The following is a 13,430-nucleotide window of genomic DNA, read 5'->3' as shown; positions in this document are numbered from 1 at the left end:
TCAGAAAGTCAGGTTTACTGCCCACCCCTCGCGAGCTTCCACCTTAACAGAACTATCCCCATGACCACCAACATAGCACTTGCCGAACAATTCGTTCCTCAGTTTCAAACCTCCAACCCCGCCCAGCACCAAACGCACGAGCTGAAAATCTGGCCCGAATGTTTTGCCGCCGTGAAAGCCGGCAGTAAACCCTTCGACGTGCGCGAAAACGACCAAGGTTTCCAGGTGGGGGATATGCTCCTGCTCCGCGAATTTGAGCCCGAAAGCGAGCAGTACACCGGCCGGACCCTCACTCGCTGGGTAAGCTACGTCCTCCAGGGCGGCGGCTTCGGCATCCAAGCCAACTGGTGCGTACTGGGCTTCAGCGAACTTCCCCCCATTCCTACAGGCATTACCGATATTAGGCTCTGGTAAACTCCCTCAAAGAACACGAACCACCACAAGCGCGGCAGCAATCTGTACCGCGCTTTTTGCTTTTTTAGCCGCTGCGAAGTTAGGTGCGGAAAAACAGTGGCGGCGTATTCCCACACGGCAGTTCCACTTCTGGGGCCGCCGCGTGTTACTTTTGGTCTAGCCCCTTTGTTGAGAATCCCATGAACGAGCAGCTAGTTGTCAAGAATTTCGGCCCGATAAAAGACGCCACGGTGGACTTCAAGCGGGTGACAGTTTTCATTGGGCCGACGGGCGGTGGGAAGAGCACACTGGCGAAGCTGGCGGCGATTTTTGGTGACGGTGGACCTTTCGTCGATAACGTAGATTTAAGTGGCATCTTAGTAAAGTATGGCATTGATAATTATCGTGAAAACGATTATTTAATCAGGCTTTCTAATCAGAGTGGGAAGACTATTCAAATATTGGGCGACATCATCAGCTATGACAGTCAAACATTATCTCACATAGAAACATATAATAATTATGATTCGGGTGTCAACACGAAGAATGATTTAATTCCAGACGTCCAAGGCTTTCTTGATACACTTTCAACAAATGATGCGACTTATACACTAGAAGAAATAAAAGCTCTGTTGAAACAGTATTCTAGGCAATTTTACTTAAAGGCAATTTTTGAATCTGCCCTATACACTCATTATGTTCCGGCAGAACGACTACTTGTTTCTACTCTTAACCTATCATGGCCTTCACTAATACAGGCCAAAATCGACTTGCCTAAGCCGCTGCTCGATTTTGTGAAGGCGTACCTAAAAGCAGGGTCGGTAATTGACATGCTTGATATTCCTTTTTTGGGTGTACAATACGAACATATCAATGAACGCGGATACATAAGCTTAAACAAGCAGCGGAGTTTGCCAATTAACGAAACTGCCAGCGGCATCCAATCCGTCACCCCGCTGCTGGTGCTACTGGAGCACTTGAGCCGCAACACCGAGCAGGCACAAAGCTTCATTATCGAAGAGCCGGAACTGAATTTGTTTCCAACTGCACAATTTGAATTAGTCAAAATACTGGTTGATAAATGTGCCCGGATTGAAGGGCAAAATGACTTGGTTTTAACTACACATAGTCCATACGTTCTCACGGCTCTCAACCTGCTGTGCTATGCTTTCCGTATCGCCCAACAAGACGAGGCAACAGCCAAGAAAGTAGCGCAATTGATTCCCCGCCATTGTTGGATTGACCCCGAACAGTTCGCTGCTTACTACGTGGACCGCCCCGGCACCAAGCGCAAGCAGCAGGTCCGTTCCATCATCAATAGAAAGACTGGCCTGATCGAGGAAAACGAACTAGATATTGCTTCTGACGAGTTAAGCGCTATTTTCGACAAGCTTGTTCGCTTGCGGAAACCGGCGAAAACCACTGTTCGCACCAAATAATGGATGCGGAACAAGTAAGCCAGCATCCTCGCGTGGCGGGCGGGTGCCTCAGCACCCATCAAGTCAGAACTGCCCTCATCTACGACCACCCGGAGGAAGGTCGCTGCTACATCCGCCGACGGGGCGAAGAAACCAGCCCCTACGATTTTACCATTCAGAATAGCAGCGGCCGCATTTTTCACCTCGTAGCGGTGGATAAGTGCATGTTCACCGATGAAGCCGATAGCAGCCGTTGCGACTGCGTTGTATTCACGCAGGCGATATCATTGTTCATAGACCTTAAGGGCAACCGGTCTGTTTCCGGCCGGCAGAAGGGACGCAAAAAGGCCATTGGTCAGATATGCGCCTCCATTGCGTGGTTCCTTGCCGAAAATCTATTGAGCGACCAAGAGGAGGTTGAAGTTATTGTTGCAAATGGTACGCGCAAGCGTCACCCTAGCTTCAACGATAACATCATCGACAAGACGACCGAGTTGCAGAACCTGTTTCCAAATCTCAATATCCGGTACGGCGAACTACCTTTCCGCAAACTGTAGAATCTATAAAGAAGCCCCCGCAGCAACCGCTACGGGGGCTTCTTTATAGATTTATAGATTTTGGAAGTACTGCCAGCCGTTACCGCAGCACCGTGCCCAACGTTGCGGCTGTCACCTTCTCCCCCATCTCGCGCACGGCGGCGGCAATACCAGTGGCATCAAAGCCACACTCTTTATACAGCTCATCCTGCGAGCCATGCTCCACCACGCGGTCGGGGATGCCCAAGCGGCGCACCGGCAGATGGAAACCGTGGTCGGTGAGGAATTCCAGCACGGCCGAGCCGAAGCCGCCGGGCAGGCAGCCATCTTCTACGGTCACGATGGCGCGGTAGCGGCGGGCAATGTCGCGCAGCATCTCCTCATCGAGCGGCTTGCAGAAACGCATGTCGTAGTGGCCCACGTCGAGGCCTTCGGTGGCCAGGGTTTCAGTGGCCTTCACCGCGTAGTTGCCGATGTGGCCGATGCTGAGGATGGCCACGCCGCCCTCTTCGCCCTCGCGCACCACTCGGCCCGTGCCAATGGCCACGCGCTGCAAGGGCGTGCGCCACTGCGGCATCACACCCTCCCCCCGCGGATAGCGGATGCTGAACGGACCCGCGTTTTCGGGCAGCGAGGCTGTGTACATCAGGTTGCGCAGCTCCTGCTCGTTCATCGGGGCCGACACCACGATGTTGGGGATGCAGCGCATATAGGCCAGGTCGTAGCAGCCGTGGTGGGTGGGGCCGTCAGCGCCCGCGAAACCGGCGCGGTCGAGGCAGAACACCACGTGCAGATTTTGCAGGGCCGCGTCGTGCACCACCTGGTCGTAGCCCCGCTGCATAAACGAGGAATAGATATTACAGAACGGCACCAGCCCCTGCGTGGCTAGGCCGGCCGAGAACGTGACGGCGTGCTGCTCGGCAATGCCCACGTCGAAGGCCCGGTCGGGCATGGCGGCCATCATAATGTTCAGCGACGAGCCTGATGGCATGGCCGGCGTCACGCCCACGATGGCGGGGTTGGCCTCGGCCAGTTCCACCATCGTGTGGCCAAATACATCCTGATACTTCGGTGGCTGGGGTGCCGAAGGCGTTTTCTTGTAAATCTCGCCCGTGATTTTATCGAACAAGCCCGGCGCGTGCCACAGCGTCTGGTCCTTCTCGGCCAGCGCGTAGCCCTTGCCCTTCACCGTTACGCAGTGCAGCAGCTTGGGGCCGGGAATGCTCTTCAGGTCGTTAAGAATGGTGACGAGATGCTGTACGTCGTGGCCATCCACGGGGCCGAAGTAGCGGAATTTCAGGGCCTCAAACAGGTTGCTTTGCTTGAGCAGGGTCGCCTTCATGGCGGCCTCCACTTTGCGGGCAATGTGCTGCGGGTTCGGGCCGAACTTGCTAAGCTTGCCCAGCACGTTCCACAGCTCGTCGCGCACCTTGTTGTAGGTGCGGGAGGTGGTAATGTCGGTGAGGTATTCCTTGAGCGCGCCCACGTTGGGGTCGATGCTCATGCAATTGTCATTGAGGATAACCAGCAGGTTGGAATTAGCCACGCCGGCGTGGTTCAGGGCCTCGAAGGCCATGCCCGCCGTCATGGCGCCGTCGCCGATGACGGCAATGTGCTGGCGGTCCTTCTCGCCTTTGTAATCCGACGCCACCGCCATGCCCAGCGCCGCGCCGATGCTGGTGCTACTGTGGCCTACGCCAAAAGCATCGTACTCGCTTTCGCTGCGCTTGGGGAAGCCCGACATGCCGTGGTAACGGCGATTAGTCGGAAACTTATCGCGGCGGCCGGTGAGGATTTTGTGGCCGTAGGCCTGGTGGCCCACGTCCCAAACGAGCTGGTCGTAGGGCGTATTGAAGACGTAGTGCAGGGCCACCGACAGCTCGACGACGCCCAGTGAGGCGCCAAAGTGCCCGCCATAAATGCTCACGGAGTCAATGATAAACTCGCGCAGCTCGGTGCTTAGTTGGACTAGCTGCTCAGGAGCAAGCTTTTTAAGGTCGTCGGGCGAGTCAATCGCCGCTAGCAGCGGTCCGGGTTCAACTATCATCAGGGCAGGCGTCGGTGGGATGGTGACGGAGTGTAACCATCTGGCCCACATAAAAGATTGTCGGGCCGGCACAAAGGTACGACGGCGAACGAAGAGCGGTTGTTAGTGGCGGCAGAATTAGTGGTTTGGTCGGGGTTTATGGATTGATAATCTAGTTTCTGCTGGCGAGCCTCGCTTTGTTGGGAACTTTGCTCGTCGGTAAGCCGATGGTAGCTGTCGGCGGCTACGCTGGGCGCCAACCAAAAACATGGCTGCCGGATGCAACCTCCGGCCCAAACTGCGGCACTTTGGCTGCTATGCATTATATGAGAATACGATTACCACTCACCGCCACCCTCCTGACGGCCCTGCTAACCACTAGTCAATTGGCCTCGGGCCAGCAAGTGCCCGGTGGCCGCCCAGCGCCAGCCGCCGCTTCGGCGCCGGCCCGCGCCGCTACCGGCCGCGTCGCGGGTACCGTGACCGACGCCGCCACGGGCAAGCCCGTTTCCTACGCTACGGTAGCGGTGCTCGACGCTGCCACGGGCAAAGTGGTGAACGGGGGCGTGTGTGGCGACGATGGCAAATTCGTGCTGCCCGGCATTCCGGCCGGGACTTACACTATTCAAATCAGCTTCCTGGGCTATAAAAATGAGGAGCGGACCGGCGTGGTAGTACCCGCCAACGCCGCCGTCGATTTAGGCCAGGTAACCCTGGCCGCGGCCGCGCAAAAGTTAGGTGAGGTGGTAGTTACCGGCCAGAAAGCGCTGATTGAGGAAAAGGTTGACCGCACCGTTTACAACGCTGAAAACGACCAGACCGCCCGCGGCGGCGACGCCACCGACGTGCTCAAGCGCGTGCCCCTGCTGAGCGTGGACCTCGACGGCAACGTGAGCCTGCGCGGCAGCTCCAACATCCGGGTCCTCATCAACAACAAGCCCTCGGCCATCGCGGCCAGCAGCATTGCCGATGCCCTGCGCCAGATTCCAGCCGACCAGATTAAGACCGTGGAAGTCATCACCTCGCCCTCGGCTAAGTACGATGCTGAGGGCTCGGGTGGCATCATCAACATCATCACCAAGCAAAATAACCTGAGCGGCGGCACGCTGGGCGTCGATGCCAGCGTGGGCATCCGCGCCAGCAACCTGAGCCTGCAAGGCAGCTACCGAATGGGCAAGATGGGCTTTTCACTCGGCGCTTTCGGCCGGGCGGGCTACAACATTCCGGGGAGCTTTACGAACCAGCAAGTTGTTAAGGATGGCACTGGCAGGGTGCTATCGACAACCAGCCAATCGGCCGATACGCGCCTAGAGCAAGTGTTTGGCCGCTCGGTACTGGGCTGGGATTATGACCTCGACAAACACAATTCGCTAACGGCTTCGCTGTCGTACGGCGCCCGCAACTCGCATAATAATCAGGACCGATTGACCAGCCTTTCGTCGCTGCTGGAAAGAAACTCGGTGCGCGATGTGAGCGTGACCGATAACTCGGGCACGGTAGACGCCAGCCTAAACTACACTCACACGTTTGAGAAAGCGCAACAGGAATTCAGCATTCTGACCCTATACAGCCGCAACGACCGCACGAATAATTTCACGAACAAAATCCTTAGCTCTGACACGAACGAGCGCAATATTCGCAACGAAAACCCCAGTGCCAACGAAGAATTCACGGTGCAGGTCGACTACCAGTCGCCAATTGCCAAAACCCAGATACTGGAATTCGGGGGCAAGGACATTCTGCGCCGCGTGAGCAGCGACTACAGTTTTTTCACTGCCACAGGCCCCAACGGCGAGCTGGTCCGGTCCACCAACGTCGGGCTGAACAATGGTTTTAACTACCGTCAGAACGTAGCCGCCGCGTATGCTGCTTACACCCTGGTTTTGCCCAAAGGCTTCACCCTCAAGCCTGGCCTGCGCTACGAGTACACCACCATCACGGCTGATTTCAAGACCAACGAAACCGTCAGCATTCCCGACTACGGCGTGCTGGTGCCCAGCGTGAACTTCTCGCGCAAGCTCGCCAACGGTAACGTGTTGAAGCTGGCCTACAACCGGCGCATCCAGCGCCCGTCGCTGCAATTCCTGAACCCTAACGTTCAGCAATCGAACCCGCTCATTCGCACCGAAGGAAACCCCGAACTGGAGCCTGAATACACGAATAACTACGAGTTGGGCTACAGCACGCTCGTTAAAAAAGCCAACCTGAATTTTTCGGTATTTGCCCGCAATACGACCGGCGCAATTCAGTCGGTCCGCACACCCATCGGCGATGGCGTGCAGCGGATTACCTACGCCAACATCGGCCAGGAAGACGCGTACGGTGGCAGCGTATTCGCCAGCATCAACGGCGGCAAGCTCAGCCTGAACGGCGGCTTCGATGCCTACTATGCCGTGCTGAACAACAACGTGCCTGACCCATTCTTCAACGCCAGCAACGAAGGCTTCGTGGCCAGCGGCCGCCTCTTTGGCAGCTACAAGCTCACCGAAGTGTGGGGATTACAGGCGTTCGGCTTCTACCGGGGCCGGCAGGTACAGCTGCAAGGCGACCAGAGTGGTTTCGGCATCTACAGCCTCAGTGTGAAGCGTGATTTCGCAAACAAGAAAGGCAGCTTCGGCTTGGGTGCTGAGAACTTCTTCACCACTTCCGTCAATATCCGCAACCAAGTCAACACTCCCCTCCTGGACCAGACCAGCACCAACGTGCTGCGGAACATGAGCTTCAAAGTCAACATCAGCTACCGCATCGGTAAGCTCACGGTGGCCCCGCCCCGCCGTGGCAAGAGCATCAACAACGATGACCTGAAAGGCGATGGCGGCGGCACGGACCTCGGTGGCGGTGGGGCGCCCGCTGGCGGTGGGGCTCCCAGCGGCGGGGGAGCTCGTCCCGGTGGCGCGCCCACGAGTGCCCCAGCCGGCGGCCGGCCCGCCGGCGCACGACCCGGCGGGTATCCGGGTGCACCAGCGGGTAGCGCCCCCGGCATGCTGCGCGGCACCGCTGCCGATAGCACCTCGGGCACAGCGCCGGCCGATAGCACCGCCCGCCCAGCCAATGGGCAGCGGCCCGCAGCCTTCCCAAATAGCCAGCCGCCTACAGCTCAGCCCGCCGATTCGACGGGCCGCCAGCCAACGGCGCCGGCTAATAATCTGCTCAACTCTCCCGCTAATACACCTTCGCCCGGCACCACTACCCCGGGCGGGATCACGCCGGCGGGCAGCCCAGGCGGTCGGCCGTAGTGGGCAGCTGCCTGGTCATGCCCTACTTTTGCCGGGATGCCGTAATCTACCTCAATGCCTGACCAGCCGCTTTCCTCAATTCCTGAAGACGACGCGCATTTTCTGCAGCGCCTGCGACCGTCGCGCCTCATTTTGCCGGTGGTGCTGGGGCTGGCCGTGGTCGGCTATTTGTTCTACAGAAGCTACAAGCCCGGCGACCTGGCCCCGCTGGCACACGCCGACTGGCGCTGGCTGCTGGTAGCCGTACTGGTACTGGTTGCCCGCGACTTTGGCTACATCTACCGCATCCGGCACATTGCCGAAGCGGAGCTCAGCTACCGACAGGCGCTGGATGTCATCATGATTTGGGAATTTGCGTCCTGCGTATTGCCCTCAGGGCAGGGCGGCACGGGTGCGGCCCCGTTCATTCTGGAAAAGGAGGGAATTCCCTTGGGCAAAGGCTTGGCTTACATCATGGTCACGGCCCTGCTCGACAACTTGTACTACGTGGTGATGGTCCCGCTGGTAGTGCTCGTGGCGGGGGCGGGGCTCTACCCGCATGAGGCCATGCAAACCGGTTTTTTGGCGACGCTGCGGGTGGCATTTGGCGTAAGCTACCTGTTCGTGACGCTCTACGCGGTGCTGATGCTGTACGCCATTTTCGTCAACCCGCGCTCGGTGCGCCGGCTGCTGGTGCGGCTGTTTTCATTTCGGCTGCTGCGGCGCTGGCAGCGCAAGGCCTACCACCACGGCCAGGAAATGGTGCGGGCGTCGGTGCAGCTGCGCGGCAACGGACCGCGCTACTGGTGGCATGCAGCCGTGAGTACCGTCTTCGTCTGGACGGCTCGCTACGCCATCATCGGCTGCCTCATCGCTGCCTTGGTGCCGATGGATGCCAGCACCTTCCTGTTCATTTTCGCCCGCAACATCACCTACAAAGTCATCCTGCTGGTAGCCATCACGCCCGGTGGCGCGGGCATCGCCGAAGGAGCGTTTCCCACATTCTTCGGCTCATTCATCGGCACGGCCACCATGACCAGCTTCCTGGTGTTCCTCTACCGCATTGTGACGTATTATCTCTACCTCGTGCTGGGCCTGATATTCCTGCCGCGCTGGGTGACGCGGGTGTTTAGCAAGCGGCCCGTCACAGTAGCGCCCACAGTGTAGTTCGTGCTCCGCGTCGGTCAACTAATTCGGCCATCGTTCGGGAACGAGAACTACAAAGTTCGCGCAACCTTTTTAGCTACAAAAAAGCCCCGAACTATAGTGGTTCGGGGCTTTTTTGTAGCTAAAAAGGTAACCTATTCCGCCTCCAGCATCAGGGCCTCACCATTGGCTGATTTGATGGTAAGCTTGTCATCGGTGAGGGTTTCTACGGCAAAAACGTTCTTGGTCGTACTTCCCTCTGGGGCGAAGGAGATAGTTCTACCAGCTTGATCAAACTCATATTTACCAGAAATAGCCCCGGCCGCACCATCGGTCATGGTGTAGTTACCGTTAGCGAATACGTGTAGCTCCTGCTGTTTCTGAGCATCGTCCTGCTTCACTTTATCACCGCTGGCATCGGTTTGCTTGGCGGTTTTCCATACCTTGCTATCGGTACCGTATAGCATGTTCACGCCTTCCACCTTGCCTTTGTCGTTGCTGCAAGCCGTGGCAAATAGCGACAGCAGCAAAAGCAAGCTGGCGAAATAACGAAGCGAAAAAAGCGACTGAGGTTTCATAAGTATAAGGGTGATGGTGATGAAATAAAAACTAAGTTGCGCCGTTGCGAACTCGTCGGCTTACGACACAGGCGCAAAAGAGTTGGAAATGCAACCTCGTTGGAGCTTCCCCGTATACGCCCCAGCTAGCCTATTCCAACAGGGATGGCCAGCGCTATCTTTTTCATTCACTCACAACCGAAACTCATGGGACTGTTTGATTTTCTCAGCGACAAAGGCGAACAAAAGCCTGTGGAGCCGGCTGCAAAGCCAGCAGGCGGTGCCACCGATTTTTTCGGTAATAACGCCGCGGCTGCCAATCCAGCCCCCGCGGAAAACTCGTACACCGTGGTTAGCGGTGACTCGCTCTCAAAAATTGCCAAAAACCACTACGGCGACGCTGCTAAGTGGCACCAGATATACGAGGCCAATAAGGCCACCATCGGCACCAACCCTGACCACATTGAAGTGGGCCAGGTGTTGACCCTACCTAGTCTCTAGGTACTTTTTTGCAGAAAAAAGGTGAGAAAAGCCACTTCGTTTCGGGGTGGCTTTTTTGCGTTTCTATAGGGGCTGTTTTACGTAAGAAATGGCTGGTCGGGGCATCTTTCCCACCCAGATTGTTCACCGATTGGGTTTCTGCTGCCCGCGAGACACCTCGGCTGCGCTCGGGTTCTTAACTTATACAGACTCTCTTCTTACTGCATTTCCCATTCAACAAAGAGCGCCCCAAAGAATTTTATCCCAACATTTGCTCATACAGAAATTTCTCCCATACATTTGCCATACCAATTCGGTACTCCCTGCTAACGGCGGGTAGTTTTCAGTTTTATACAGAAGCGGCGAGAGACTAGGCTCCGTGACCCGCTGGCAACCTTCCACTATGCGAAAGGTGCCAATTCCTACCCACTACCGGCGCAGGCCGGGGCGGGACATATGATTCAAGTACCATGGAAGACTCTTCTATTTTCGCCTTCTCAATCCCGATTACTCCGGCTGCTTTACGCGTCGCAGAGTCGGGCTTTCCTGTTTCTGGCCGGCGCGACCGGACCATTGCCGCGCAACTTGAGCAAATGCGAATGTGCTGTTGTCATCTGCACTGCGACTAAGCTGATTTAGCTCCGTAGCGCCCCTCCTTTTTCTGATTTTTCGCAGCATTTCGGGTCCAACAATTAGCCTTTTTAGGCATTACACTGGATTTCAGACCGTTTCTGCAACCTGAGCCCAGCTAAGAATCTGCTGCGGCTTTAACACTGTCTTCTCAGGCTATTCGGCATCTATTTCCTCGTTTTTCTGGTTTTCACACTCCAAAGTCAATTCCCTATGTCCGCTCAATCCTTACACTTCGAAACGCTCCAACTCCACGCCGGTCAGCAGCCCGACCCCACCACTGGCTCGCGTGCAGTGCCCATTCATCAAACTACGTCCTACGTATTTAAGAGTGCGGAGCACGGCGCCAATTTGTTTGCGCTGAAGGAGTTTGGCAACATCTACACCCGTTTGATGAACCCAACCACCGACGTGTTTGAGCAGCGCGTGGCGGCTCTGGAAGGCGGCGTGGCCGCGCTGGCTACCGGCTCGGGTCAGGCGGCTCAGTTTATTGCACTCAACAATATTTTGCAGGCCGGCGACAACTTCGTGAGCTCGGCCTACCTCTACGGTGGCACTTACAACCAGTTTAAAGTAGCCTTCAAGCGCCTGGGCATCGAAGTACGTTTTGCCGATGGCGACAACCCAGCCAGCTTCGAAGAGTTAATCGACGAGAAAACGAAGGCTATTTACCTGGAAACCATTGGCAACCCCAGCTTTAGCATTCCCGATTTTGAGGCTATCGCGGCTATTGCCAATAAGCACGACTTGCCGCTTATTGTGGATAATACTTTCGGCGCGGGCGGCTACCTGTTCCGGCCGTTGGAGCACGGCGCGCACATTGTGGTGGAGTCGGCCACGAAGTGGATTGGCGGCCACGGTACCAGCATCGGCGGCGTAATTGTGGACGGCGGCACTTACGATTTTGGCAACGGCAAATTCCCGCAGTTTACCGAGCCCAGCGAAGGCTATCACGGCCTGATTTTTAACGATGTATTTGGCAAAGGTGGGCCGTTTGGCAACATTGCCTTCATCATCCGGGCTCGGGTAGAGGGCCTGCGCGACTTTGGTCCTGCCATCAGCCCTTTCAACTCTTTCCAGCTGCTCATCGGCCTTGAAACCCTGAGCCTGCGCGTGGAGCGCACCGTGGAAAACACCTTGAAAATCGCCAACTGGCTGGAGCAACACCCACAAGTAGAAAGCGTGAACTACCCCGGCCTAGCCAGCAGCCCGTACCATGCCATTGCCCAGAAATATCTGAAGCGCGGCTTCGGTGGTGTGCTTAGCTTCCGCATCAAAGGCAGCAAGGAAACAGCTACGCAGTTTATTGACAACCTAAAGCTCATCAGCCACTTGGCTAACGTGGGCGACGCAAAGACGCTCATTATTCAGCCCTCGGCTACCACGCACCAGCAGCTGAGCGAAAAAGAGCAGCTCGCTGCCGGCGTTACGCCGACTTCGCTGCGCCTCTCCGTTGGCATTGAGCATTTTGAGGATATCAAAGCCGATTTGCAGCAGGCGTTCGACGCCGTCGGCAACACGGCGACTCAATCCACTGAAGGCGACGCAGTGAGCGAGCCCGACCTGGAGCACGCCCAGCCCCTGGAAGTATAGGTTGGTTATCAGTTGTTAGTTGTCAGTTACTAGTTATCTGACGGTTTGCTGATAAGTCGAAGACAACCTTCAAGCCGCTAACTAACCACTGACAACCAGCAACTGACAACTACAACTCATGCAAGACCATATTTTTCATCTTCCCGACCTCAGCCTCGAAAGCGGAGAGACCTTAGCCGGGGCCCACGTGGCTTACCGCACCTGGGGCCAGCTGAATGCCGACCGCGACAACGTGGTGTGGGTATGCCACGCTCTCACGGCCAATGCGGATGTGCTGGCCTGGTGGCCGGGCCTAGTGGGGCCCGGCTGCTATTTCGACCCTTCGGAATGGTTTATCGTGTGTGCCAACGTGCTGGGCTCGTGCTATGGCAGCACCAGTCCCCTCGATGCCGACCCGGCCACGGGGCAGCCGCGCTATCAGCATTTTCCGCTCCTCACTATTCGTGACATCGTAGCGGCGCACGAGGCATTGCGGCAGGAGTTGGGACTAACGGATATTAACACGCTGATTGGGGGCTCACTCGGCGGGCAACAGGCGCTGGAGTGGGCCATTCAACGGCCTGATTTATTTGATCATCTGGTGGTGATTGCCACCAATGCCCGCCATTCGGCCTGGGGCATCGCCTTCAACGAAGCGCAGCGGCTGGCCATTGAGGCCGACCCGACTTACGCGGCCGGCCAACCCGGCGGGGGCGATGAGGGCATGCGCGCCGCCCGGGCCATTGCCCTGCTCAGCTACCGCAGCTACTCGGCCTACGCCGAAACCCAGACTGACCCCGACGATGAGCTGCTGCGCGAGCACCGCGCCAGCACCTACCAGCGCTACCAGGGCGACAAACTCGTGGCTCGCTTCGATGCTTACAGCTACGTGGCCCTGAGCCGCAGCATGGACAGCCACAACATTGGCCGGGGCCGGGGCGGGGTACCAGCCGCGCTGCGCCGCATTGGGGCTCGCACGCTGGTGCTAGGCATCACTTCTGATGTCCTGTTTCCGCTCAGCGAGCAGCGGGAACTAGCTAATCATATTCCGGGCGCGATGTATGCCGAGTTGGATTCGCGTTACGGCCACGACGGTTTTTTGCTGGAAACGGCAGCCATTACCCACTTTCTGGAGTTGTTCTACGCACCCACGTTCGTGCATTAACGGATTGCATTGAGGTGGAGCCATGACCTTTGCACTCATGGCTCCACAAAACCGTTGACTCAACTGGCATGAGTGAGAAAGGCATCGAGCTGATTCGCTGCCGCCCCCCGATGGCCGCATCACCCTGATAAAAGTGAGGTGGATACCTGGGCGGGCGCGGCCCCGCACATGTCGGAGACGGAGCTGGAATCGGGCGCAAAGCTTTTTATCGCAACCCGGATTTCGACAGCTACGGCGTGCTCAACGTGCACTTAGAGCGGTTCTCAGGTTGATTTAGGGGTCAGGGTATATC

General features: G+C 57.1%; 10 protein-coding genes and 1 riboswitch. Of the genes, 8 read left to right on the top strand and 2 right to left on the bottom strand.

Features of this window, described 5'->3' with window-relative positions; all coding sequences use genetic code 11:
• The first annotated feature begins 60 nt into the window (after positions 1–60).
• The 3 genes from WX88_RS23735 to WX88_RS23725 all read left to right on the top strand — a co-directional run bounded on the left by WX88_RS23735 (position 61) and on the right by WX88_RS23725 (position 2,368).
• A complete protein-coding gene (locus tag WX88_RS23735) occupies positions 61–414 on the top strand; it encodes an ASCH/PUA domain-containing protein (protein ID WP_082116271.1) in 354 nt (117 codons plus the stop codon).
• Between the two features lie 179 nt (positions 415–593).
• Positions 594–1,832: an AAA family ATPase gene (locus WX88_RS23730; protein WP_046246922.1), complete on the top strand. Its 1,239-nt coding sequence runs from the start codon at positions 594–596 to the stop codon at positions 1,830–1,832.
• Entirely contained in the window at positions 1,832–2,368 is a 537-nt protein-coding gene (locus WX88_RS23725; RefSeq protein ID WP_046246921.1) for a hypothetical protein, read from the top strand. The genes WX88_RS23730 and WX88_RS23725 overlap by 1 nt, the downstream gene beginning before the upstream one ends.
• 79 nt (positions 2,369–2,447) lie before the next feature.
• Here WX88_RS23725 and dxs read toward each other — a convergent pair whose 3' ends face one another.
• Positions 2,448–4,394 carry a 1-deoxy-D-xylulose-5-phosphate synthase gene (dxs, locus tag WX88_RS23720; protein WP_046246920.1) on the bottom strand — a complete coding sequence of 649 codons (1,947 nt, stop codon included), beginning with the start codon at positions 4,392–4,394 and terminating at the stop codon, positions 2,448–2,450.
• A gap of 305 nt (positions 4,395–4,699) precedes the next feature.
• Here dxs and WX88_RS23715 point away from each other — a divergent pair, with 305 nt between their 5' ends.
• Entirely contained in the window at positions 4,700–7,609 is a 2,910-nt protein-coding gene (locus WX88_RS23715) for a TonB-dependent receptor domain-containing protein (RefSeq protein WP_082116273.1), read from the top strand.
• 54 nt (positions 7,610–7,663) lie between these two features.
• Positions 7,664–8,755, top strand: coding sequence for a lysylphosphatidylglycerol synthase transmembrane domain-containing protein (locus WX88_RS23710; RefSeq protein ID WP_046246919.1), 1,092 nt, complete (start codon positions 7,664–7,666; stop codon positions 8,753–8,755).
• Positions 8,756–8,889: 134 nt separating this feature from the next.
• Here WX88_RS23710 and WX88_RS23705 read toward each other — a convergent pair whose 3' ends face one another.
• On the bottom strand, positions 8,890–9,312 hold the full coding sequence (locus WX88_RS23705; protein ID WP_046246918.1) for a hypothetical protein: 423 nt from the start codon (positions 9,310–9,312) through the stop codon (positions 8,890–8,892).
• Between the two features lie 186 nt (positions 9,313–9,498).
• Here WX88_RS23705 and WX88_RS23700 point away from each other — a divergent pair, with 186 nt between their 5' ends.
• The 3 genes from WX88_RS23700 (at position 9,499) to metX (ending at position 13,138) form a co-directional block, all read left to right on the top strand.
• Complete coding sequence (locus WX88_RS23700) at positions 9,499–9,792, top strand: LysM peptidoglycan-binding domain-containing protein (protein WP_046246917.1); 294 nt, start codon at positions 9,499–9,501, stop codon at positions 9,790–9,792.
• Positions 9,793–10,117: 325 nt separating this feature from the next.
• Positions 10,118–10,234: riboswitch (SAM riboswitch) on the top strand.
• Between the two features lie 380 nt (positions 10,235–10,614).
• A complete protein-coding gene (locus WX88_RS23695) occupies positions 10,615–11,994 on the top strand; it encodes an O-acetylhomoserine aminocarboxypropyltransferase/cysteine synthase family protein (RefSeq protein WP_046246916.1) in 1,380 nt (459 codons plus the stop codon).
• Between the two features lie 118 nt (positions 11,995–12,112).
• On the top strand, positions 12,113–13,138 hold the full coding sequence (gene metX / locus WX88_RS23690) for a homoserine O-acetyltransferase MetX (RefSeq protein ID WP_046246915.1): 1,026 nt from the start codon (positions 12,113–12,115) through the stop codon (positions 13,136–13,138).
• Positions 13,139–13,430: the final 292 nt, after the last annotated feature.

It is taken from the genome of Hymenobacter terrenus, from assembly GCF_000972495.1.
GTDB lineage: Bacteria > Bacteroidota > Bacteroidia > Cytophagales > Hymenobacteraceae > Hymenobacter > Hymenobacter terrenus.
Note: the sequence above shows the minus strand (reverse complement) of the source record. Positions and strands in the feature narration are given on the sequence as shown.